The following is a 21,500-nucleotide window of genomic DNA, read 5'->3' as shown; positions in this document are numbered from 1 at the left end:
CGCCATCTAGTCTTCAGGAACAGCTTTATTCCGTGGCGGCGTAGCTCAGCTGGCTAGAGCGTACGGTTCATACCCGTGAGGTCGGGGGTTCGATCCCCTCCGCCGCTACCAAATTTCATATGGACGCTTAGCTCAGCTGGGAGAGCATCTGCCTTACAAGCAGAGGGTCGGCGGTTCGATCCCGTCAGCGTCCACCATTATCGCGGGGTGGAGCAGTCCGGTAGCTCGTCGGGCTCATAACCCGAAGGTCGCAGGTTCAAGTCCTGCTCCCGCAACCAATTTCTTTTCTCTAAATACTGTGGAGCTGTGGTGTAGAGGCCTAACATGCCTGCCTGTCACGCAGGAGACCGCGGGTTCGAATCCCGTCAGCTCCGCCATTTCTTTTTTTTGGCTTGGTAGCTCAGTCGGTAGAGCAAAGGACTGAAAATCCTTGTGTCGGCGGTTCGATTCCGTCCCAAGCCACCATTACCGCATTGTTTCTTGGGGGATTAGCGAAGTGGCCAAACGCGGGAGACTGTAAATCTCTTCTCTTACGAGTTCGGTGGTTCGAATCCATCATCCCCCACCACTTCGAGCCATTAGCTCAGTCGGTAGAGCACCTGACTTTTAATCAGGGTGTCGAAGGTTCGAGTCCTTCATGGCTCACCATTGATTATGTAAACCAAACGTAAAGCGTTTCTTCGTTAACCCGAAGAAACGCTTTTTCTCTTTTATTTCTTATTTATTTTCGTATCCGCTTGTCAACACATCAAGCTTTCCCGTTCTCGGATCGATGATCATCCCGTGAACGGGAGTTCCTGCGGGCAGCAGCGGATGATTCCGGATAATTTCGACGCTTTTCATTACACCTTGCGTCACATCTTCAAACCCGGTGAGCCAGCGCGACAAATCGATACCTGCGTGGCGCAGCGTATCAATGGTCGTCTGGCTGACACCGCGAGCCCCAGCCTTTCGAATTATGTTTTCGGCATTTAAGCCGGTCATGCCGCATTCGTAATGACCGATAACAAACACTTCTTCCGCCGTCAATTCATACAAAGCGACGAGTATGCTCCGCATTATGTTGCCGAACGGTTGTGTGACGATGGCCCCCGCGTTTCGAATAATTTTCGCGTCGCCGTTGCGCAAATTCATGGCTCTTGGAAGCAGGTCGATTAATCTGGTATCCATGCAGGTCAGAATAACGATCTGCTTGTCCGGAAATTTGTCGGTTATAAATTGCTCATACCCTTTATCGCCGACAAACTTTTCATTATAATTCATAATTTCTTCCAACCGGTTCATGATCGATGATGTCCCTCCTCGTCTACTATCTCCTCGAATTTTACTACAATTTTAAAGGATTCGCACGCCTTTGGAGAGAAAATGAATCGATAATCATACCGGGTAAGTTATGGATCCGCATGGGAGTACGGCCAAAGAGGCTTTACCGTTGCATAATGCGGCTATCTTCTCGTCCAAATTATGTATCGGTTCGAAGCCTAACAACCTTGCGGCAGCATCAGGAATATCCGAGTACAAAAAGACGTTATGCTGTTTGGTCACCTTCACCACATGCTCAATTTTATGCGCTCCGATAACAAACTCTTTGCTCAGCCTCTCCGCCGTCGCTTCAAGATCCCCCATCGTTTCCACCCACAATTGAAACATGCCGTTGCCGAACAGCTCCTGGCAGCGGGCAATCAGTACGATATCTCCTCCGGGTTTTGTGACCGATGCGGCATTTTCCAATGTTTTTACAGCTTGATATAACTGCATGTCCTTCGGGTATCCGCCTGTGGACGCAATCACAACATCGTATTTTTTCGAAACAGGCACCAAGAACATCGATCGGGCCAAATCGGTTCCTTGCCGATGCGCATCCTGTAAATTGCCCGCAACGGCGGCGGCAATTTCGCGGCGATGAGTGACGACTACATTAAATAAAAAATGAATCGGCACAAACTTCAGCACATCGGTCAAATCCTTATGCAGCGGATTGTCGGGGTCGCCCGGGAAGGCTTTGAACCGATGGGACAGCGAATGATGCTGTTCGATGCTGCTGGAGGAAGCGACACCGGGAAACAACGCTTTCGCGCCCCCGGATATGCCGACAAGCCTGTGCGGCTCTATATTGCCTGTTGCAATCCTCAGATCGCCCTGAACTACGCGCTTGTTAATTGCAACCTCGGTACCAAGAGCGGTAGAGCCTACGTACGTGCATTGTTCCGGAAGCGCGCAGTGGTTCTCCACATTCACCCTGTCATACGCCGCACCGGTCAAAAACCGAAGCTCCTCAACCGTTTGCCTTCGATGGAGCCCGAGCGCGACGACGACTGTAATGCGTTCGTCCGCTATACCCCCGGCATTCAGCTCATCCAGCAAATGAGGTAAAAACAGATATGACGGGCATAGTCTGGAAATATCGCTTATCAGAATAACCGCATCCGACTTGCCCCTTGCAATGTCGCGCAGCGGTGCCGAATTTACCGGCTGCCGCAGCGCCCGTTTGATAATTTCATCCGCTAAAAGGAAGGCGGATGCCGGAATGTTATACATAATAGTATCGGTTTGAATCGATTCCGGCAAAGTTATGTCCACAGCTCCGTTACCGTAAGCAAGAAGCAATCCAACCAACTCCTGTCACACAAATTATTTCCGGTATGCGCATATCCAATTCCGGCAACGCTAATCGATACTGGGGGTGGGTTGCTTGCGTTACATGGTAACGCTTTTTACCGCATTGGGAACCGTCTGCAGCCTTGTTCCGCTTGTTCGCGCGATTGCGCTTCACTATGGTTTCGTCGACCGTCCGACCGCAAGAAAAATTCACCGAAGCCCGATTCCGCTTATGGGAGGGATAGCGATCTTCGCCGGATGCATCGCTACTCTGCTTGTCTTTATCGGTTGGACGCCGGTCACCTCCTCGATCTTGGCGGGCGGCTCGATACTTGTACTTACCGGTCTAATCGACGATTGGCATAAGTCAAAGGGCACTGAATTTCCGGTATGGCCCAGAATTATATCTTATGCCGCCGCCGCTGCCGTTCCGCTATGGTTCGGAGTGGAAATCATCGGAGTCAACCGTTGGTTCGGTGACGGGATGTGGCTGTTTCCGGATTGGATCAATGCCGCTTCCACAGTAATTTGGGTTTTCGCTCTTATTAATATGATGAATTTTATCGACGGGGTAGACGGTCTCGCCTCCGGAATATCGGCTATTTCATCCCTAACATTATTCGCTGTGGCGCTGCTGAAAGGGCAAACGCAGTCCGCCGTCGCGGCCGCTGTTGTCGTCGGCGCCGCCTTAGGTTTCTTGATATACAACTTCTATCCGGCGAAAATATTCATGGGGGACGCAGGCGCCACGTTTCTCGGGTACACGCTTGCCGTTGTGGCGGTGGACGGCGCTTTCAAAAGCGCGACCGCGTTGTCTATACTCGTTCCTTTGCTTGCATTGGGCGTACCGATTCTCGACACGGCCATTGTATTTGCCCGAAGGCTGCTGCTTGGCAAAGGGCTGCATACGGCTGACAAGCTTCATACGCACCACAGCCTTATGCACTGGGGGCTGACCCAAACGCAGACGGTATCGTTCTTGTACTTGGTGGGGGCCATATTTTCACTGTTATCCATTCTTTTACTCTTAACCGTTGCGTGACGTGTGCTACAATAAGGAAAAACAGATTCAAGACGCGGAGTTGGACGAAAGATGGATTGGGAGACGCTGAGAGAGCGGTTGGAGAGAATTTTGCAAAGAGAAGTGACAGTGGAGAAAGCGCCGGCGATAACCGGAAAGGATTTCGAACCGCGCGCAAACAAGACGGTGTTTGAAGCAACCAAGGACGTTCGCTTTGTGATTTACGGCTCGTTGACGCACGCGGAAGAGCAGCTTGTTTCCTTGTTGTTTGACCACCAACGCAGCCAAGACCGGAGAGGGAGATCCGGGGCCGGTTTTTCCGAAGAAGAGCGGCAGGCAACTCTGCTGTCGGCGTGGGTGATGGACCGGTTGGAGCAAGGCGATCTGGATGCCGTGCTGCCCGAATCGTTCGCTGCCTGGCCTTCATTAAGCGGCATGAAAATTCCTGTTCTGTTATATGGGGAATATCCTGAACGCCAATACACATCTTACGGCGAGTTAAGAAAGCTGCTGCAATCGTTTTTTGACGAAGAAGTCACTTTAATCCCATTACATAATAAACAGTGGGTAATACTTGGAGATGAAATCTTGCTCGGCGACAAAGGCGAAGAGGAGCTCGAGGTTTCGCTGCAGGATTTCGCTTCGGGCTTGCAGGAGATGTTCTCCAGCGAATGGGTCGGCGAATGCCATGTGGCGATTACTTATCCTGTTCAACCTTCCAAGAAACTCATAGCCGCGATCGTGATGCTGAGGGAAACGATGGAGCTCGGCCGTGCGTATCGATTTTCTTCGAACATCCATATGCCTTGGGAGCTCCGGCTCGAAGCTTTGCTGGACAAGGCTTCCGATAACGCTAAACGGCGCTTTGTGGACGGCGTGTTTAAACGGGCCGAACCGTCTCTGGATGCGGAATTGATCACTACGCTGGACACGTTCTTTTCCGAAAACTGCAACGTCAGCGACACGGCGAAGAAGCTGTATATACACCGGAACACATTGTTGTACCGGCTTGATAAATTCAAGCAGGAAACAGGCTTGGATGTAAGGGACTTCGACCATGCCGTGCTTGTGAAGCTGGCTCTATTATTGTATAAAGTCACAAAGAGGAAATAATATTTTTGTAAACCTTGTGCATAGTCGCCCAGTGGGACAGTGCGTTAAAATGTAAGTATCTCGTTTAACTATGCAGAGGGGGATTTGAACATGGCAGGAGTACGTTTAGAACACATTTACAAGAGGTATCCGGGGTCCGACACTCCATCCGTATCCGACTTCCACTTGGATATTCAAGACAAAGAGTTTCTTGTACTTGTTGGTCCGTCGGGTTGCGGTAAGTCCACGACGCTTCGGATGATCGCCGGCTTGGAGGAAATTTCCGAAGGTAGCTTGTACATCGGCGACCGGCTCGTGAATGACGTCGCACCGAAAGATCGCGATATCGCGATGGTGTTCCAATCTTACGCCCTTTACCCGCATATGAACGTGTATCAGAACATGGCGTTCGGTTTGAAATTGCGTAAATTCAAGAAAGCCGATATCGATAAGCGCGTTCGCGAAGCAGCGAAAATTCTCGACATCGAGCACTTGCTCGAGCGTAAACCGAAGGCGCTTTCCGGCGGTCAGCGCCAGCGTGTCGCCCTCGGCCGCGCGATTGTCCGCGAACCGCAAGTATTCTTGATGGACGAACCGTTGTCCAACCTTGACGCGAAGCTCCGCGTACAGATGCGCGCCGAGATTTCCAAGCTTCACAAGCGCTTGGAAACGACGGTCGTGTACGTTACGCACGACCAGACGGAAGCGATGACGATGGGCAGCCGGATCGTCGTAATGAAGGACGGCCTCATTCAGCAAGCCGCTACTCCGGAAGTCGTTTACAATTCTCCTGTAAATATGTTCGTTGCAGGCTTTATCGGTTCTCCGTCGATGAACTTCCTGAACGGTTCGCTCTCCGAAGAAGCCGGCGACGTTCGGTTCAAGTCGAACAAAGTCAATGTAGTTATCCCGGAAGGAAAAGCGAAAATTTTGCGTGAACGCGGATATATAGGGAAAGAAGTCATTCTCGGCGTTCGTCCGGAAGACATTCACCAAGAGCCGATCTTCTTGGAAGCTTCCCCGAACAGTATCGTCGAGGCGAACATCGAAGTGGCGGAAAACCTCGGTCACGAAATGTTCCTCTACTTGGGCGGAATCGGCAAAGAATCGGCCATCGCCCGCGTCGACGGCCGTGCAGGTCTTAAAGAAGGCCAGAACGTGAAACTCGCTTTCGACATGAACAAAATTCACATCTTCGACAAAGAAACCGAAAAATCCGTATTGTTGTAATAAGCCATAAGGCCTGTCCTCAAGTCATCGCAGATGACTTGAGGACAGGCCTTTTTTTTAACGATTTCTGCCACAACATGTAACGAGTAAATTCTACACCCAGAAAAACTTCCTCTAAATCGCGGTCGCTCATCCTTGAATGTACTTCTCGGCATTCGAAAAGCATTGACCAACCGGTAGATCAGGCGCTACAATTATCTTGAATTTGAGATAATTCCAGAGTAACCGATTGAAGCCGCGCTTAATGGGTCTTAGTTCGCGGCAAAAATACGTTTTTCAGAAACCGGATCATGGTACACTATTATAAAAGAACGGAGGACTGCAAATGATCGCAATATATCCGGCCGAGAGCAGGCATTCCACAAATCACGGATGGCTCAAGAGCAATTTCAGCTTTTCGTTCGCCGATTATTACGACCCCGACAATATGTCATTCGGACCGCTCCGCGTATTTAACGACGATTTCGTGAAGCCGCTGAAGGGTTTCGGCATGCACGGTCACCGGGAGATGGAAATCGTCTCCGTTATATTGAAGGGGCAATTGAAGCATGAGGACAGCATGGGGAATTCGGAAATCATTCGCGAAGGGCAAGTGCAGCGGATGAGCGCCGGCAGAGGGATTATGCACTCGGAAACGAACCCGTCCGCTGAGGAGGAGGTTAATTTCCTGCAGCTGTGGTTCCAGCCCGCCGAACACGGATTGCCGCCTTCCTATGAAACGATTACGTTCAATGCCGACGGGATGAAGAATGCCTTGTTGCCCGTCGTCTCCGGCAGAGGAGGGCGTAAAGACGGCGTGGCCGTCATCCATCAGGATATTACAATGTATTTGTCGGAGCTGGACGCCGGTCACTCTATTGCGTTCGAGCAGGAAGAAGGGCGGCGCATTTATGTGTTCGTCATTGAAGGGGAATTGTTACTCAACGGAGAGAACAAGCTTCGGAAGAGGGATGCCGCCAGAATCGAAGGAACGGCGGGCCTCGCGATATCAAGCGAAAGCGGAGCGAAGCTGATGGTTATCGATTTGCCGTAATTCGTGAAGACAAGTAAAAGGCTGGCGGTTGATTTCATATAGGGTTTCCTATACGATGGAACAAGAATAGTTCGCATGGGAGACGTTGCTACAATGCCGAAAAAAGTGAAAGCCGCCGACTTGGTGCAGCATTTCTCGCTCGAAGTGCTCGCAGGCGAAGACGGGTTAAAGCGGCCCATTAACGTTGCAGATTTGTACCGTCCGGGATTGGAACTGGCGGGATATTTTACTTATTACCCTGAAGAACGCGTTCAATTGATGGGTATGACGGAGCTTACGTTCTTCGAAACGTTGACGGAATCGGTCCGCCGCGAGCGGGCTGCGAAGTTGTGCCGGGAAGAAACGCCTTGCATTCTGATCACAAGGCATCTTGACGTTCCGAAGGAGCTGCTGGAAACGGCCAAAGAAAAAAATATGCCTCTGCTTAGAAGCGGCCTGGCTACGACGATTTTGGCAAGCCGCATCACCGGATTCCTTGAGAATAAACTTGCGCCGAGCACAACGATCCACGGGGTTCTGGTCGATGTATACGGCGTCGGTATGCTTATTACGGGATCGAGCGGAATCGGGAAAAGCGAAACGGCGCTCGAGCTGGTCAAACGCGGCCATCGGTTGATAGCGGACGATGCTGTCGAGATCCGCCAGACGGCGGATAACGACCTGTACGGGAACGCGCCGGATTTGATAAAGCATCTGGTTGAAATTCGCGGACTGGGCATTATTAACGTGATGACGTTGTTCGGCGCGGGCGCAGTCCGAAACTACAAAAAAATTTCAGTCGTCGCGAGGCTGGAAACTTGGCAGCAAGACAAGCAATATGACCGGTTGGGAATAGATGAAGAGACGACCCGCATCATCGATACCGATCTTCCTCTTGTCACGATTCCGGTAAGACCCGGACGAAATCTCGCGGTCATCATTGAGGTGGCGGCGATGAATTACCGGTTGAAACGAATGGGCTACAACGCGGCGCTTCAATTCACGAACCGCTTGACGGAGACCATCGATCACGATTACGACGATATGGAGTAGGGGGGCGTCTATGAATTTCGCTTTTGTATTGGATCCGGTCGCATTCACTCTCGGCCCGCTCACGGTACATTGGTACGGAATCATTTTGGGATCGGCGGCATTGGCCGGGTTGCTGCTTGCGGTCCAGGAAGGCAAGCGGTTCGGTATCGTTCCCGATTTTTTCATGGATCTGCTCCTCCTAGGCGTACCCTCGGCGATTATCGGCGCTCGCCTCTACTATGTGGCGTTCCGTTGGCAGGACTATCAAGATAACATCATAGACGTAATAAAGATTTGGGAAGGCGGCATCGCCATATACGGAGCGCTCATCGGCGCGCTGATAGCAGGATATATATATATCAGGCGCAAAGGATACAGCTTCTTGCGCATAGCCGATATTTGCGCGCCCGGCTTGATCGTCGGACAAGCGATCGGCCGTTGGGGAAATTTTATGAACCAAGAGGCGTACGGCGGTCCGGTGACTGAAGAATTTCTGCGCAGCGGGCTGCATCTGCCGAACTTCATCGTCGAACAAATGTACATCGATGGACTGTTCCGGCACCCTACGTTCCTTTATGAGTCACTATGGAATGTAGCCGGGTTGCTCCTGTTGTTCGTCCTTCGGAGACAAGCTTTTGTGCGGGCGGGCGAAATATTTTTCGGTTATTTTATTTGGTACTCGATCGGCCGCTTCTTCGTGGAAGGATTGCGGACGGATTCGTTGGCTTTTGACGGTCCGGCATGGCTTGACGCATTGCTGGACGCGCTATGGTCTCCAATGCTGCTGTTGGCGCCGCCGGGCAAGATGGATTACGGCAACATCCGAATCTCGCAATTGGTCGCGGTTCTGATCGTGATTGCGGCGATCGCCTTGATTGCGTACAGGCGGGCCAAAGGATACGCAACCGTCAGGTATTCGGATCCGATCGTATCTTCCCGGGCCGCGCCAAGCAGTGAGCCTGCGGCGGCAACGACGCAAGAGAATCGCGGTGCGGAAGCTCCGAACGAAACCGACACGGCACAGCATAAGAAAGAGGAGAATCCGCCTCATGATCCGAACAGTGCTGTTTGATTTGGACGGAACGATATTGGATACGAACGAATTGATCTTTCGATCGTTCGAGTATGTGTGGGAGCGGCTTGATCGCCGCGACATGAACCGCGATAAGCTGGTTCCGTATATGGGAGGCAAGCTGGACGAGATGTTCGGGGAGCTGACCGGGGCGGACGAAGCGGGCGTTGAACTAATGATCCGCCTGTACCGCGAGTTCAACTTGGCGAATCACGACGAGCTGGTGCAGGCGTTTCCGCATGTGGAAGAGGTGCTTCGCGAGCTGCAGCGCGCCGGAATCCGCATGGGCGTCGTAACGACGAAAATTCGCAAGACGTCCGAAATGGGTTTGAAGCTTTGCAAGCTGGACGGTTATATCGAGACGATCGTTTCGCTTGACGACGTGCGGCGGCCGAAGCCGGATCCGGAGCCAGTATTGCAGGCGTTGGAGAAGTTGGGCGCTGAAGCGGCGACAACGTTGATGGTCGGCGACAGTCCCGGAGACGTCCTGTCCGCGAAAGCGGCCGGCGTCGCGACTGCAGTGGTAGGCTGGACGCTGAAAGGCCGGGAAGAGATGAACAAATATGAACCTGACTATTGGATCGGCGATATGAGGGATTTGCTTGGTATCGCCGGCTTGGCGAGGGATGTTCGTTGAGCAGAAGATTGGAGAAGTACCCTGTGCCGGTTGACGGGCAGAATGCATTATGGCAAATATACCGCACGGTGAGCCCTTGGAAGGCCGTGCGGAATTTTATTTTTATCCAATTGTCGCGGTATACTCCGATATTGGGGTTGAAGCGTTGGATATACCGCCGGGTGCTCGGCATGCAAGTCGGTGAGCACAGCGCGTTCGCGCTGATGGTGATGCCCGATGTGTTTTTTCCGGAGCGGATCCGGGTCGGGCGCAATTGCGTGATCGGCTACAATACGACGATACTCGCTCACGAGTATTTGATACGCGAGTACCGGTTGGGCGATGTCGTCATCGGCGACGAGGTGATGATCGGGGCTAACTGCACGATATTGCCCGGTGTCGCGATCGGCGACGGAGCCATCGTCGCGGCCGGGTCCGTCGTTCACCGCGATGTGCCGGCGGGCGCATTCGTGGGCGGGAACCCGTTGCGGGAGTTGGGGCGGTCGTGAAGCGGAACGGTCGGAACGAAAACATAATCGCAAACTCGTGCTGCAATTGGCTTTTCCGGTTGACCTGCCTAACATTACGTGATATATTACGAAAAAACGCTTTTATTTGCTAATTAATTAGCACTTCACAGCATTAAAGCATGCAATAGGGAGGCAGTTCGGTGTCGAAACCGAAAGTGTTTGAAAAACCGATCGGCGTCAAAGATTATTTGCCTGAAGCGGTGGCGCGGCTTCGCCGGATCGAAGCGAACGTGCTGGAATGCATGAGCCGCTGGGGATACCGTGAAATAATGACGCCGACGCTTGAATATTACGATACGGTCGGCGTCGCCAGCGCGACGACCGACAAGAAATTGTTTAAGCTGCTGGATCGTTGGGGCACCACGCTCGTGATGCGCTCGGATATGACCGCGCCGATCGCCCGTGTCGTCGCTTCGCTTCTGCGCGGCGAACCGTTGCCGATAAGGCTTTCCTACCACGCTAACGTGTTTCGTGCCATTGAAGAGGAAGCGGGGAGAAGCGCCGAATTTTACCAGACCGGAGTGGAGCTTGTCGGCGATTCGAGCGCCGAAGCGGATGCGGAAGTGATCGCGTTGTCGATCGCTTGTCTGAAAGCCGCCGGTGTCCGGAAATTCCGGGTGGCGCTCGGACATGTCGGTTTCCTGCACGGATTGTTCCAGGAGACGCTGCCCGGCCGGACGGAAGACCAGGAGGCGCTGAAGGATTGTTTGCTCCGCCGCGACTATGTCGGCTACCGGGAGCAATTGTCCCGTCTTCAGCTGCCGGACGATATGCGTCGGGAGCTTGAAGGAATTCTCCGTCTGCGGGGAGGACAGGAAGTTTGCGGTCAGGCGATGTCCTTGTCCGGTAATACTGTTGCAACGGATGCGATACGGCATTTATGCGAAGTGTGGGATGTGTTGAAGGCGTATGACGCGGTCAGCGACGTGATCATTGATTTGACGATGACCGGCACGTTCAATTATCATACGGGCCTTACTTTTGAAGGGTATGCGTCGGATCTCGGCTTTCCCGTGCTTAACGGAGGCCGGTACGACAATTTATTGGGGCAGTTCGGGCGTCCGGCGCCGGCAACCGGATTTTCGCTGAAAACAAACCGGATTCTTGAATATATAAGCACTAACGGCGTTAATGGCGAACGTCCCCCATACCGGGTGCTGGTCGTCTATATGGCGAAGCATCGCGAGGAAGCGCTTCGTCATGCGAAGGAGCTGCGCTCGCGCCACGATGTGACGGTGACGACGCAGCGGGTGGATGATCGGGAGCTGTTGACAAACATAGAGCTGCACGAAGACGGGACGCAAGAGTGGAACGGCGCCCGATACGAAGATATAGTAATTTTCGGATAACGTGAACGAATGCAAGGGGGTGTTACCGTGAGCGAATTGCTGCGCATTGCGATGCCGAAAGGCCGAATCGTAAAGAAAGCTGCGGAGTTGTTTCAGGAAGCGGGCTTGGGGCTGCCCGACGATATCGACGACTCGCGCAAATATATTATTCCAATCCCCGAAATAGGTATTGAATTGATAATGGCTAAGCCGGTCGATGTGCCGACATTTGTCGAGTACGGCGTAACCGATCTCGGCATCGTCGGCAAAGACGTGCTGGTCGAAGAAAACAGGAATGTTTACGAATTGCTCGACTTAGGTATCGCGCGCTGCCGCATGTCGGTGATCGGGCTGCCGGATTGGAAGCCGACGCTTCATCCGCGCGTAGCGACGAAATACCCGAATGTTGCGTCGAAATACTTCCGCGAGCGGGGACAGCAGGTGGAAGTCATTAAATTGAACGGTTCCATCGAGCTGGCTCCGCTGATCGGACTTGCCGATCGCATCGTGGATATGGTGGAGACGGGCACGACGCTTCGGGAGAACGGCCTTGTCGAGATGGAAACGATGTTTCATATTACGAGCCGCCTCATCGCCAACCGCGTGAGCTTTCGTATGAAGAACGACAAGATTCAATCGTTGTGCGACCGGCTGCAGTCCGTGGTAAGAGTCAAGGTGTAGCGTATAAAGCGTTGGAGGAGGAAAAATGATGCGCATCATCCGGGCGGGCGAGTTTCAATTGGATCGAAGAGTGGATTCGGGCAACTTGGAGGAGCAGCAAACGGCGCGCTCCGTCATTGAACGGGTACGGACCGAAGGCGATGCGGCGGTGTTGGAGTATACAAGGCAGTTCGATCGCGTAGAGTTGACTCCGGATGCGCTGCGCATTTCGCCGGAGGAGCTGCGTGCAGCCTACGACCGCGTGGAACCGGCGTTCGTGGAGGCGCTTCGGGCGGCAGCCGCGAACATAAGGGCGTATCACGAGAAGCAGCGGCGCCAATCTTGGATCGACGTGCAGCACGACGGCACGACGCTTGGACAAATCGTTCGGCCCTTGCGCCGAGTCGGTGTGTACGTTCCCGGAGGGAAGGCGGCTTACCCGTCTTCGGTGATGATGAACATCATTCCGGCATCGGTTGCGGGCGTACGCGAGATAGTAATGGTGACGCCGCCGGCGACGGCAGGACGGGAAGGGATCGACCCGTACATTCTTGTAGCGGCGGCGGAAGCCGGCGTTACCGAAGCGTACCGCGTCGGCGGAGCGCAGGCGATCGCCGCGCTCGCATACGGTACGGAGACGATTCCGGCCGTCGATAAAATCGTCGGGCCGGGCAATATTTACGTCGCGCTGGCGAAGCGGCTCGTATACGGCGTCGTCGACATCGACTCGATCGCGGGACCGAGCGAGATCGTCGTCATCGCCGACGAAGGTGCCAATCCGGCGTATGCGGCGGCGGACTTGCTGTCGCAGGCGGAGCATGACGAGATGGCGTCCGCCGTGCTCATTACGCCGTCGGCGGCGCTCGCGGAGCGTGTGAGCGCGGAAGTGGAGAAGCAGCTTGCGCAGCTGCCCCGGCGCGACATCGCCGCCGAGTCGATCGAGCGGCACGGCGCGATTCTCCTCGTAGATACGTTGGAGGAGGCGTTCGAGGCCAGCAACCGGCTTGCGCCGGAGCATCTGGAGCTGCTGGTGGACAATCCGCTCGATTGGCTCGGCCGCGTCGAGAACGCGGGAGCCGTCTTCCTCGGGCCGTACAGCGCCGAATCGGTCGGAGATTACTTCGCCGGTCCGAACCACGTGCTGCCGACCAGCGGCACGGCGCGGTTTTTCTCGCCGCTTGGCGTCGACACGTTCGTGAAGAGGTCGAGCCTCATTTCGTACACGCGGGAAGCGCTGCTCGCGAACGGAGACAAGATCATGACGCTTGCGCGGCACGAAGGCCTTGAGGGACACGCGCGAGCCATAAGCGTAAGAATGGAATCGAACCGGGGGACGTGAACACGATGAGTGAATTGAAGCGGTCGGCGGGCATTGAACGCAGGACCAATGAGACGGATATAAAGCTGACTTTCGCGATTGACGGTACGGGAGACTCCAAGCTGGAGACTGACGTGCCTTTTCTAAACCATATGCTCGATCTGTTTACGAAGCACGGTCATTTCGATCTTGCTGTCGAGGCGCGCGGCGACGTGGAGATCGACGATCACCATACAGTGGAGGATATCGGCATATGCTTGGGGCAAGCTTTGAAGGAGGCGCTCGGCGACAAGCGCGGCATCAAGCGGTATGCGAACGTGTTCGTGCCTATGGATGAAGCGCTGGCGCAGGTCGTCATCGACATCAGCAACCGCCCGCATTTGGAATACCGCGCGGAATTTCCGTCCGCGAACGTCGGCACGTTCTCCGTAGAGCTGTTCCACGAATTTCTATGGAAGTTCGCTCTGGAGTCGCGAATTACGCTTCACGTCATCGTACATTACGGGCGAAATACTCATCATATGATCGAAGCCGTGTTCAAGGCGCTGGGGCGCGCTTTAGACGAAGCGACGTCCATAGATCCCCGGGTGCAAGGAGTTCCTTCGACGAAAGGAGTGCTCTAACAACGATCATGATCGCAATTATCGATTACGGTATGGGTAATCTCCACAGCGTCAGCAAGGCGGTCGAACGGCTCGGTTGCGAGGCGGTTGTAACGGCGGACCCCAAAGCCATTCTCTCCGCGGACGCTGCGATCCTGCCCGGCGTCGGCGCTTTCGGCGACGCGATGTCCCTCATGCGCGATATGAAGTTGGATGCCGTCGTTAAGGAATATGCTGCTGGCGGCAAGCCGCTGTTGGGCATCTGCCTCGGCATGCAGCTTCTATTCACCGAAAGCGAAGAGCACGGACGCCATGAAGGGCTGAATCTGCTACCCGGCCGCGTGGAGAGATTCCGAGGGGATTTCAAAGTGCCGCATATGGGATGGAACCGGCTTTCTTTTTGCCGGAAGAGCCCGCTGTTTGACGGCTTGGAAGAGGGGTACGTATACTTCGTGCACTCGTACCACGCGAAGCCGGAGCGAGCGGACGATTTGCTCGCGGCGACCGACTATCACCAGCCCGTGACGGCGATCGTCGGGCGGGACAACGTGTTCGGAATGCAGTTCCATCCGGAAAAAAGCGGCGAGCTCGGCATGCGGCTGCTCGGCAATTTTCTGAAGCTTAGCGTGTCGGCCGCACAAACCTCTGCACATAAAGGATAATGGACCGTGAAATTCAGACCTTGTATCGATATTCATCAAGGCAAAGTGAAGCAGATTGTCGGCGAAACGTTGCAGCCGGACCCGAGCCGCGTCGTGGAAAACTTCGTTTCCGGGCATTCGCCGGGCTACTATGCGTCCATGTACCGGGAGGACGGTTTGACCGGCGGCCATATCATCATGTTAGGCGGCGGCAACGAAACGGCGGCGGAAGAAGCGCTGCGCGCCTATCCCGGCGGATTGCAGATCGGCGGCGGCATTAACGCGGACAATGCCGAACACTTTCTGGAGCTCGGCGCTTCGCATGTCATCGTCACTTCATACATCTTTCAAGACGGCAAGCTGAACATGGATCATCTGGACAAGATCGTCTCCAAGGTCGGCAAAAAGCGGCTTGTCATCGATTTGAGCTGCAAGGAGCGGGACGGCAAGTATTATGTGGTGACGAATCAGTGGCGGACATTCAGCGATTTTGAAGTCAACGCCTCGAATATTGCCGAACTCGAAGGGTACTGCGACGAATTCCTCATTCACGCAGTGGACGTGGAGGGCAAGCGCGAGGGCGTGCAGGAAAGGCTCGCCGCCCAATTGGCGGAATGGACGGCAATTCCGACGACATACGCCGGAGGCGCAAGGTCGCTCGCCGACCTCGAACGCTTCCTCAGCATCACGGGCGGCAAGCTCGACATTACGATCGGCAGCGCGCTCGATATTTTCGGCGGGCGGCTCCCGTATCGCGATGTAATTGCATTTTGCCGCTACGGCATGCAGTAGCCGCGGGCGAATCAGCCCAAAGGGGGACTTTTTCCAATGCTAGCTAAACGTATCATCCCGTGTCTGGACGTGAAAGACGGCCGTGTCGTGAAAGGAGTCAACTTCGTCAACCTGCGCGATGCGGGCGATCCCGTCGAATTGGCGGCGCTGTATGACCGCGAAGGCGCCGACGAGCTCGTGTTTCTCGATATATCCGCTTCGCATGAAGGCCGCGCGACGATGGTGGACGTCGTCCGCCAGACGGCCGGCGAAATTACGATCCCGTTCACGGTCGGCGGCGGCATCGCATCCACCGAAGATATGAAGCGTCTGCTCCGAGCCGGAGCGGACAAGACGGCGATCAACACGGCGGCGGTGAAAACTCCGCAGCTTATTACTGAAGGAGCCCGCAAATTCGGCAGCCAGTGCATCGTTGTCGCGATCGACGCCCGGTACAATGCGGAATGGAGCGACTGGGAAGTGTACTCTCACGGCGGACGGAAGCCGACGGGAATTCATGCGGTTGAGTGGGCGAAGGAAGCGGAACGGCTCGGCGCCGGGGAACTGCTGCTCACCTCGATGGATGCCGACGGAACGAAGGACGGCTTCGACTTGCCGCTGACGCGGGCGGTGTCCGAATCGGTCGGCATTCCGGTGATCGCATCGGGCGGCGCGGGACGGGTGGAGCATTTCTCGCAAGTTTTTACGGATGGGAAAGCTGACGCCGGGTTGGCCGCAACCATTTTTCATTATAAAGAAATGACGATTCATGAAGTGAAGGATCATCTAAGGGATAAAGGGGTGGAGGTCCGGTGACGACGATCGCACGCGAGGAGCTGCTGAGCCGCATTCGATGGGACGAACGGGGACTTGTCCCCGCGATCGTTCAGGACGCGAACACGAAAGACGTGCTCATGATGGCGTATATGAATGAACAGTCACTGGGCTTGACGCTTGAGAAGGGCGAGACGGTGTTTTGGAGCCGGTCGCGCGGAGAACTGTGGCACAAGGGCGCGACTTCCGGAAATACGCAGAAGGTTGTTTCCGTGCAGCTCGATTGCGACGGGGATACGCTGCTGATCGAAGCGCTGCCTGCCGGTCCGGCTTGCCATACCGGGGAGTATACCTGTTTCTTCGACGGCATGCAGGTCGGGGAGAAGGGGGAGCGTGCGGGGGCGGCGAATCGTTTTGCCATTATTGAGACGTTGGAGCGCACAATCGCCGAGAGGGAGCATGAGCGACCGGAAGGAGCTTATACGACGTACTTGTTCGACAAGGGCGTGGATAAGATATTGAAGAAGGTCGGCGAAGAAGCGGCGGAGGTCATTATTGCGGCGAAAAACCGCAGCGCCGAGGAGCTGCGGTATGAGGCGAGCGATCTTATATTTCATCTGCTGGTGCTGCTGCGGGAACAGAAGCTTCCGTTGGATGATGTGCTGCAAGAGCTGGAGCGGCGCCATAAGCCGAAAGATAAAGAAAGTTTAAGTTCACTAAAGGATTGAAGTGGCGAGAACTTTCTTTACCAAGAAAAACTTCCTTTAAATCGCGGTCGCTCTTCCTTGAAGGTACTTCGATAGAAGTTTTTCTTCGATCGGAATCTTAACCTTAAGGCCGTGACACGCGGCTTTAAGGTTTTTTTGCTGTCGATAGGGTCGTATGCTACCCCGGCAGCTGCCCCTGCACAAATTATTAGCTGGTACTCAAACGGTGTCCGTGACGCCAAATAGCCGGAGAAAGTCCGGTTACAAGGCACAAAAGTGTATCCGTGACGCCAAATAGCCGGAGAAAGTCCGGTTACAAGGCTCAAAAGAGAGTCCGAGACGCCGAATAGCCGGAGGAAGTCCGGTTACAAGGCGCAAAAGAGAGTCCGTGTCGCCAAATAGCCGGAGAAAGTGCGATTACAAGGCTCAAAAGAGAGTCCGAGACGCCGAATAGCCGGAGGAAGTCCGGTTACAAGGCGCAAAAGAGAGTCCGTGTCGCCAAATAGCCGGAGAAAGTGCGATTACAAGGCTCAAAAGAGAGTCCGAGACGCCGAATAGCCGGAGGAAGTCCGGTTACAAGGCGCAAAAGCGAGTCCGTGACGCCAAATAGCCGGAGAAAGTCCGGTTACAAGGCTCAAAAGTGAGTCCGTGACGCCAAATAGCCGGAGAAAGTCCGGTTACATGGCGCAAAAGCGAGTCCGTGACGCCAAATAGCCGGAGAAAGTGCGATTACAAGGCTCAAAAGTGAGTCCGCGACGCCGAATAACCGGAGGAACTCCGGTTGTAAGACGGAAAATGCACCATAAGGAGGCCCATCAACATGCGCATCGATTATCATACGCATCACGTTCGCTGCGGCCATGCCGAGGGAACGCTTGAGCAATATATTTCGCGAGCCGTCGACATCGGATTGGACCAGATCGGCGTCTCCGATCATATGCCGCTGCTTCACGTCGATCCGGACACGTATTTCCCCGGCATGGCGATGCCGATGGAGGAGCTGCCGAGATATTTCGAGGAAGCTTCGCAGCTAAAGCATAAGTACAGCGGCGTCATCGACATCCGAATTGGCCTCGAAGGCGATTATATCGAAGGATACGAGGAGCAAATCGAGCGGATCGTTACCGGCTATCCCTGGGATTACGTCATCGGGTCGGTACACTTCTTGGGCGAATGGGACATCACGGATTTCCGGCAGCTTTCCGGCTGGGAAGCCCGTCACATCGACGAGGTGTACGAAATATATTACGACGCCGTCCGTAAAGCCGCAAACACGGGCTTCTACACTTACATGGGCCACCTGGACGTCGTGAAGCGGTACGCCCCGTCGAAACCGGAGAGGGACCACACCGACTCGATCGAAGAGACGCTGCGGACGATCCGGGCGAACGATCTTGCGATCGAAATCAACGCGTCCGGGTGGCGAATGACGGTGAACGAATCGTTTCCCAGCCGTGCCGTTCTCGAACGCTGCCGGGCGCTTGGGATCCCCGTTACACTAGGCTCCGACGCCCATCTTCCGGAACGGGTCGGACAGTACCTGGACCGCGCCGCAGCCTTATTGAAAGAGGTAGGGTACGGGGAGTTGGCGACATTTTCGCAAAAGGAACGATTCATGGTACAATTCTAATACATTATCAACCAAGGAGGCCATATCGCGTGAACATACATAGCGATAGAGTGATGGTGTTCAGCGGCTCGTCGAATCCCCGGCTGGCGGCCGCCATGTGCAAGGAGCTCGGGCTGGAGCTTGGCCGGGTGAAAATATCCCGGTTCAAAAGCGGCGAAATATATGTGCATTACGAAGAGTCGATCCGCAACTGCGACGTGTTTTTGGTCCAGTCTTTCTCCGCGCCGATCAACGAACATTTCGTGGAGCTGCTCGTCATGATCGATGCGGCGAAGCGAGCTTCGGCCCGTACCATCAATCTCGTGCTTCCGTATTACGGCTATGCCCGCCAAGAGCGAAAATCCGCGCCGCGCGAACCGATTTCGGCCAAAATGATCGCTGACGTGCTCACCACCGCCGGCGCCAACCGCGTCGTCACCATCGATCTGCATTCGCCTGCGATACAAGGCTTCTTTAATATCCCCGTCGACCATCTGACGGCGCTCGACTTGATCTGCGACGAGCTTCGCAAGCTGGACGTTCCGAATCCGATCGTCGTATCGCCGGACGCCGGCCGCGCGAAGGTGGCGGAGAAGCTTGCCGGCGCGGATTACCTGGATTTGCCTTTCGCCATTATGATCAAGAGGCGTCCGGCGCATAACGAATCGGTCATTACGCACGTGATCGGGGAAGTCGAGAACTGCACGCCGATCGTTATCGAAGATTTGATCGATACGGGTTCGACGATCGTAAACGTAGTCGAAGGGTTGAAGGAGAAGGGTGCCCGCGACGTAATCGTATGCGCCTCGCACCCCGTTTTTTCCGGAGAAGCGCTTAAGCTGTTGGATCATCCGGCGATCCATCGCGTCATGGTGACGGATTCGATCGCGCTTCCGGAAGTGCTCCCTCCGAATATTCAAGTGTTATCGGTCGCTCCGCTTCTTGCCGATGCCGTCCGTATCATTCACGAGGGCGGTTCAATCTCCGTACTGTTCAAAAGCGGCGGTATAACATAGGGCGCGCAAGACTATACGGTTTTACCCGGAACTGTGTTATACTCTTGGTGAAATTTCTTTAGGGTCAAGGACGGAGGTGCCTATCGCACTTGGAAAAGACCAAGCATCTGACACCTAGACGCAAAATCATTCCGCTCCAAATGGATGCCACGTTCTTTTTTGAAAGGGCGGTGCAGTCCTTGGATCGGTATCGTTACGACAAAGCGTTGAAATATTTTCGGCGGGCCGTCGAGTACGAACCCGAAAATCCGGTAAATCATTGCAATATGGCCGGTATTTTGTCCGAAATGGGCAATTACGCGGAATCGAATAATGTGTTGAGGAACGTTATCGACACGGTGGATCCGTCGATGACGGAATGCTATTTCTATATGGCGAACAATTACGCCAACATGGAAGATTTCGAATCGGCAGAGAAGGCGCTTATCCATTATTTGGAGCATGATCCGCACGGGCATTTCCTCGACGAATCCGAGGAAATGATCGAACTGCTCAGCTTCGAATTGGAGCGGCCGATGAAGGTGACGAATATCAAAAGCCGCGAAGGCTGGTTCGAACACGATCGGGCCCGCTCGCTCCTTGAAGAAGGAAAGTTCACGGAAGCGATCAAGCTGCTGGAGAAGCTGGTGAACGCTCATCCGGAATTCTTGGCGGCTCATAATAACTTGGCTTTGGGATACTACTACGTGGGAAGGCTTGAAGATTCGTTCTCGTCGGTGAGAAGGGTATTGGAGTCGGATCCGGGCAACTTGCACGCTTTGTGCAACTTGGCCATCTTTTATCAGCATTCCGGCGACCGGAAAGGCTTGGACGAACTTGTCGGTCTCCTTGACAAAACATACCCTTTCCATCAGGAGCACGTATTTAAGCTCGCTACGACGATGGGGATTCTCGGCCATCACGAAACGGCGTACCGGCACTTCCGCCGATTGTTGAAGAGCGACGCCGGCGGAACAGACCCGTGTCTTTATCACTATGCGGCGGTTTCGTGCTATAACACCCGCAAGTATCCGGAGGCGCACCGTCTTTGGAAGCAAGCGGAGAAGCTCGACCCGGGCTCGGATATACCGAAGTTTTATTTGAGCGTGGTCGACTCCGTATTGAGCGGAACGTCGGATTCCGCATCCGTAACCGTAAGCTATCATTATCATCTGCCGTTCGAAGAGCAGCTTCGCCAGCTGCAGCGGGGGCAAGGCGCGTTTCCGGAACGGCTGCGCAACGACCCGCTGCTTCGCTCTTCGTTCTTCTGGGCGCTTCGCCACGGGGACCGCGATACGAAGCTTCAAGTGATCCAGGCGTACGGCCCGGTCGCCGACTCCGAAGTGGAAGCGGCGCTGCGGGAATTGATCATGCAAAGCGATGAAGACGACTATGTGAAGAAGGTCGCGATATTCGTATTGCGAAGCATGGGAGCGAAGGATCCGTTGGATGCGGTGATCGGCGGCCGCGAGGTGAAATACGATACAGGGGTGTATTCCCCGAATCTCCCGGTCTGGAACGATAGCTGGCAAGGCGTGCTTGATTTGGCGGTCGGCAGAATGTCGAAGCGGTACGACATCATCCAACAGCATGATATGGTGACGCTTTGGGTCGAGTTTTTATCTCGGCTATATCCCGCCGTTCCGAAGATCGGGAAGAAGGAAGGCTGGTCGGGAGCGCTCGAATATTTAACCGCGAAGATGCACCGGCGTCCGATTTCTTATCGAGAAGTGTCCCTTCGGTACGGAGCTTCGATTACAACGATCAGCAAGAACGTGAAGATGATTGACGAAGTATGCGGCCTGCGCCAAAAGATGAGCTCGATCTTCGCCAATTTTCACGAGAACTTGTAGCTCCGTGCGAAGTATTGAAAAATAGTCGTTATTAGTTTA

General features: G+C 54.4%; 21 protein-coding genes and 7 tRNA genes. 26 read left to right on the top strand and 2 right to left on the bottom strand.

Features of this window, described 5'->3' with window-relative positions; translation table 11 throughout:
- The first annotated feature begins 34 nt into the window (after window positions 1–34).
- The 7 genes from JET16_RS24755 (at window position 35) to JET16_RS24725 (ending at window position 648) form a co-directional block, all read left to right on the top strand.
- Window positions 35–111: transfer RNA gene (locus tag JET16_RS24755), tRNA-Met, on the top strand.
- Window positions 112–121: 10 nt separating this feature from the next.
- Window positions 122–197, top strand: a tRNA-Val gene (locus tag JET16_RS24750).
- 4 nt (window positions 198–201) lie between these two features.
- Window positions 202–278 (top strand) — tRNA-Met (locus tag JET16_RS24745).
- Between the two features lie 22 nt (window positions 279–300).
- A tRNA-Asp gene (locus JET16_RS24740) sits at window positions 301–377 on the top strand.
- Window positions 378–389: 12 nt separating this feature from the next.
- Window positions 390–465, top strand: a tRNA-Phe gene (locus JET16_RS24735).
- A gap of 17 nt (window positions 466–482) precedes the next feature.
- Window positions 483–568 (top strand) — tRNA-Tyr (locus tag JET16_RS24730).
- 4 nt (window positions 569–572) lie between these two features.
- A tRNA-Lys gene (locus JET16_RS24725) sits at window positions 573–648 on the top strand.
- A 69-nt stretch (window positions 649–717) separates the two neighbouring features.
- Here the strand turns inward: JET16_RS24725 and JET16_RS24720 are convergent.
- Window positions 718–1,284: a beta-class carbonic anhydrase gene (locus JET16_RS24720; protein WP_199621589.1), complete on the bottom strand. Its 567-nt coding sequence runs from the start codon at window positions 1,282–1,284 to the stop codon at window positions 718–720.
- 93 nt (window positions 1,285–1,377) lie between these two features.
- The gene (locus JET16_RS24715; protein WP_199621587.1) at window positions 1,378–2,607 is read right to left on the bottom strand and encodes a nickel-dependent lactate racemase family protein; all 1,230 of its coding nucleotides are present in this window, start codon (window positions 2,605–2,607) and stop codon (window positions 1,378–1,380) included.
- Between the two features lie 94 nt (window positions 2,608–2,701).
- On the opposite strand from JET16_RS24715, the gene JET16_RS24710 reads away from it, so the two are divergent.
- From JET16_RS24710 to JET16_RS24620, 19 genes are all read left to right on the top strand, one after another.
- Entirely contained in the window at window positions 2,702–3,640 is a 939-nt protein-coding gene (locus JET16_RS24710; RefSeq protein ID WP_199621604.1) for an MraY family glycosyltransferase, read from the top strand.
- 51 nt (window positions 3,641–3,691) lie between these two features.
- Entirely contained in the window at window positions 3,692–4,732 is a 1,041-nt protein-coding gene (locus JET16_RS24705; protein ID WP_199621584.1) for a PucR family transcriptional regulator, read from the top strand.
- Window positions 4,733–4,822: 90 nt separating this feature from the next.
- Window positions 4,823–5,941: an ABC transporter ATP-binding protein gene (locus tag JET16_RS24700; protein WP_199621583.1), complete on the top strand. Its 1,119-nt coding sequence runs from the start codon at window positions 4,823–4,825 to the stop codon at window positions 5,939–5,941.
- Between the two features lie 325 nt (window positions 5,942–6,266).
- Complete coding sequence (locus JET16_RS24695; protein WP_199621582.1) at window positions 6,267–6,974, top strand: pirin family protein; 708 nt, start codon at window positions 6,267–6,269, stop codon at window positions 6,972–6,974.
- A gap of 93 nt (window positions 6,975–7,067) precedes the next feature.
- Window positions 7,068–8,006, top strand: a complete 939-nt coding sequence (gene hprK, locus JET16_RS24690; RefSeq protein ID WP_199621581.1) for an HPr(Ser) kinase/phosphatase — start codon at window positions 7,068–7,070, stop codon at window positions 8,004–8,006.
- Window positions 8,007–8,016: 10 nt separating this feature from the next.
- Window positions 8,017–9,057 carry a prolipoprotein diacylglyceryl transferase gene (gene lgt / locus JET16_RS24685; RefSeq protein ID WP_199621580.1) on the top strand — a complete coding sequence of 347 codons (1,041 nt, stop codon included), beginning with the start codon at window positions 8,017–8,019 and terminating at the stop codon, window positions 9,055–9,057.
- Window positions 9,035–9,694: a pyrophosphatase PpaX gene (ppaX, locus tag JET16_RS24680; protein ID WP_199621578.1), complete on the top strand. Its 660-nt coding sequence runs from the start codon at window positions 9,035–9,037 to the stop codon at window positions 9,692–9,694. Before lgt ends, ppaX begins: the two co-directional genes overlap by 23 nt.
- An 8-nt stretch (window positions 9,695–9,702) precedes the next feature.
- Complete coding sequence (locus JET16_RS24675; RefSeq protein WP_407673189.1) at window positions 9,703–10,182, top strand: acyltransferase; 480 nt, start codon at window positions 9,703–9,705, stop codon at window positions 10,180–10,182.
- A gap of 161 nt (window positions 10,183–10,343) precedes the next feature.
- Window positions 10,344–11,552: an ATP phosphoribosyltransferase regulatory subunit gene (locus JET16_RS24670; protein ID WP_199621574.1), complete on the top strand. Its 1,209-nt coding sequence runs from the start codon at window positions 10,344–10,346 to the stop codon at window positions 11,550–11,552.
- A gap of 51 nt (window positions 11,553–11,603) precedes the next feature.
- A complete protein-coding gene (gene hisG, locus JET16_RS24665; protein ID WP_407673188.1) occupies window positions 11,604–12,212 on the top strand; it encodes an ATP phosphoribosyltransferase in 609 nt (202 codons plus the stop codon).
- 28 nt (window positions 12,213–12,240) lie between these two features.
- A complete protein-coding gene (gene hisD, locus JET16_RS24660; protein WP_199621602.1) occupies window positions 12,241–13,530 on the top strand; it encodes a histidinol dehydrogenase in 1,290 nt (429 codons plus the stop codon).
- A 5-nt stretch (window positions 13,531–13,535) separates the two neighbouring features.
- Complete coding sequence (gene hisB / locus JET16_RS24655) at window positions 13,536–14,132, top strand: imidazoleglycerol-phosphate dehydratase HisB (RefSeq protein WP_325176775.1); 597 nt, start codon at window positions 13,536–13,538, stop codon at window positions 14,130–14,132.
- Between the two features lie 8 nt (window positions 14,133–14,140).
- Complete coding sequence (hisH, locus tag JET16_RS24650; protein WP_199621570.1) at window positions 14,141–14,773, top strand: imidazole glycerol phosphate synthase subunit HisH; 633 nt, start codon at window positions 14,141–14,143, stop codon at window positions 14,771–14,773.
- A 6-nt stretch (window positions 14,774–14,779) separates the two neighbouring features.
- The gene (gene hisA / locus JET16_RS24645; RefSeq protein WP_199621569.1) at window positions 14,780–15,544 is read left to right on the top strand and encodes a phosphoribosylformimino-5-aminoimidazole carboxamide ribotide isomerase; all 765 of its coding nucleotides are present in this window, start codon (window positions 14,780–14,782) and stop codon (window positions 15,542–15,544) included.
- Between the two features lie 36 nt (window positions 15,545–15,580).
- Entirely contained in the window at window positions 15,581–16,339 is a 759-nt protein-coding gene (gene hisF / locus JET16_RS24640; RefSeq protein ID WP_199621568.1) for an imidazole glycerol phosphate synthase subunit HisF, read from the top strand.
- Window positions 16,336–17,025 (top strand): bifunctional phosphoribosyl-AMP cyclohydrolase/phosphoribosyl-ATP diphosphatase HisIE, encoded by a 690-nt coding sequence (hisIE, locus tag JET16_RS24635; protein ID WP_199621566.1) that lies wholly within the window; start codon window positions 16,336–16,338, stop codon window positions 17,023–17,025. Before hisF ends, hisIE begins: the two co-directional genes overlap by 4 nt.
- Window positions 17,026–17,824: 799 nt before the next feature.
- Complete coding sequence (gene hisJ / locus JET16_RS24630) at window positions 17,825–18,634, top strand: histidinol-phosphatase HisJ (protein WP_199621564.1); 810 nt, start codon at window positions 17,825–17,827, stop codon at window positions 18,632–18,634.
- Between the two features lie 53 nt (window positions 18,635–18,687).
- On the top strand, window positions 18,688–19,629 hold the full coding sequence (locus tag JET16_RS24625) for a ribose-phosphate diphosphokinase (RefSeq protein WP_233532220.1): 942 nt from the start codon (window positions 18,688–18,690) through the stop codon (window positions 19,627–19,629).
- An 89-nt stretch (window positions 19,630–19,718) separates the two neighbouring features.
- Window positions 19,719–21,461, top strand: coding sequence for a tetratricopeptide repeat protein (locus tag JET16_RS24620; RefSeq protein WP_407673187.1), 1,743 nt, complete (start codon window positions 19,719–19,721; stop codon window positions 21,459–21,461).
- Window positions 21,462–21,500: the final 39 nt, after the last annotated feature.

It is taken from the genome of Paenibacillus alkalitolerans (assembly GCF_016482785.1).
Classification (GTDB): domain Bacteria; phylum Bacillota; class Bacilli; order Paenibacillales; family YIM-B00363; genus Paenibacillus_AE; species Paenibacillus_AE alkalitolerans.
The sequence above is the reverse complement of the archived record's forward strand: the minus strand, read 5'-3'. Positions and strand labels throughout refer to the sequence as shown.

Bases quoted from the DNA above. Each gene is read 5' to 3' on its own strand.
- hisH (WP_199621570.1), top strand. From the start codon at position 14,141: ATGATCGCAATTATCGATTACGGTATGGGTAATCTCCACAGCGTCAGC.
- ppaX (WP_199621578.1), top strand. From the start codon at position 9,035: ATGATCCGAACAGTGCTGTTTGATTTGGACGGAACGATATTGGATACG.
- hisF (WP_199621568.1), top strand. From the start codon at position 15,581: ATGCTAGCTAAACGTATCATCCCGTGTCTGGACGTGAAAGACGGCCGT.
- JET16_RS24700 (WP_199621583.1), top strand. From the start codon at position 4,823: ATGGCAGGAGTACGTTTAGAACACATTTACAAGAGGTATCCGGGGTCC.
- hisG (WP_407673188.1), top strand. From the start codon at position 11,604: ATGCCGAAAGGCCGAATCGTAAAGAAAGCTGCGGAGTTGTTTCAGGAA.
- JET16_RS24710 (WP_199621604.1), top strand. From the start codon at position 2,702: ATGGTAACGCTTTTTACCGCATTGGGAACCGTCTGCAGCCTTGTTCCG.
- hprK (WP_199621581.1), top strand. From the start codon at position 7,068: ATGCCGAAAAAAGTGAAAGCCGCCGACTTGGTGCAGCATTTCTCGCTC.
- JET16_RS24720 (WP_199621589.1), bottom strand. From the start codon at position 1,284: ATGAACCGGTTGGAAGAAATTATGAATTATAATGAAAAGTTTGTCGGC.
- hisD (WP_199621602.1), top strand. From the start codon at position 12,241: ATGCGCATCATCCGGGCGGGCGAGTTTCAATTGGATCGAAGAGTGGAT.
- JET16_RS24705 (WP_199621584.1), top strand. From the start codon at position 3,692: ATGGATTGGGAGACGCTGAGAGAGCGGTTGGAGAGAATTTTGCAAAGA.
- JET16_RS24625 (WP_233532220.1), top strand. From the start codon at position 18,688: ATGGTGTTCAGCGGCTCGTCGAATCCCCGGCTGGCGGCCGCCATGTGC.
- hisB (WP_325176775.1), top strand. From the start codon at position 13,536: ATGAGTGAATTGAAGCGGTCGGCGGGCATTGAACGCAGGACCAATGAG.
- lgt (WP_199621580.1), top strand. From the start codon at position 8,017: ATGAATTTCGCTTTTGTATTGGATCCGGTCGCATTCACTCTCGGCCCG.
- hisJ (WP_199621564.1), top strand. From the start codon at position 17,825: ATGCGCATCGATTATCATACGCATCACGTTCGCTGCGGCCATGCCGAG.
- JET16_RS24695 (WP_199621582.1), top strand. From the start codon at position 6,267: ATGATCGCAATATATCCGGCCGAGAGCAGGCATTCCACAAATCACGGA.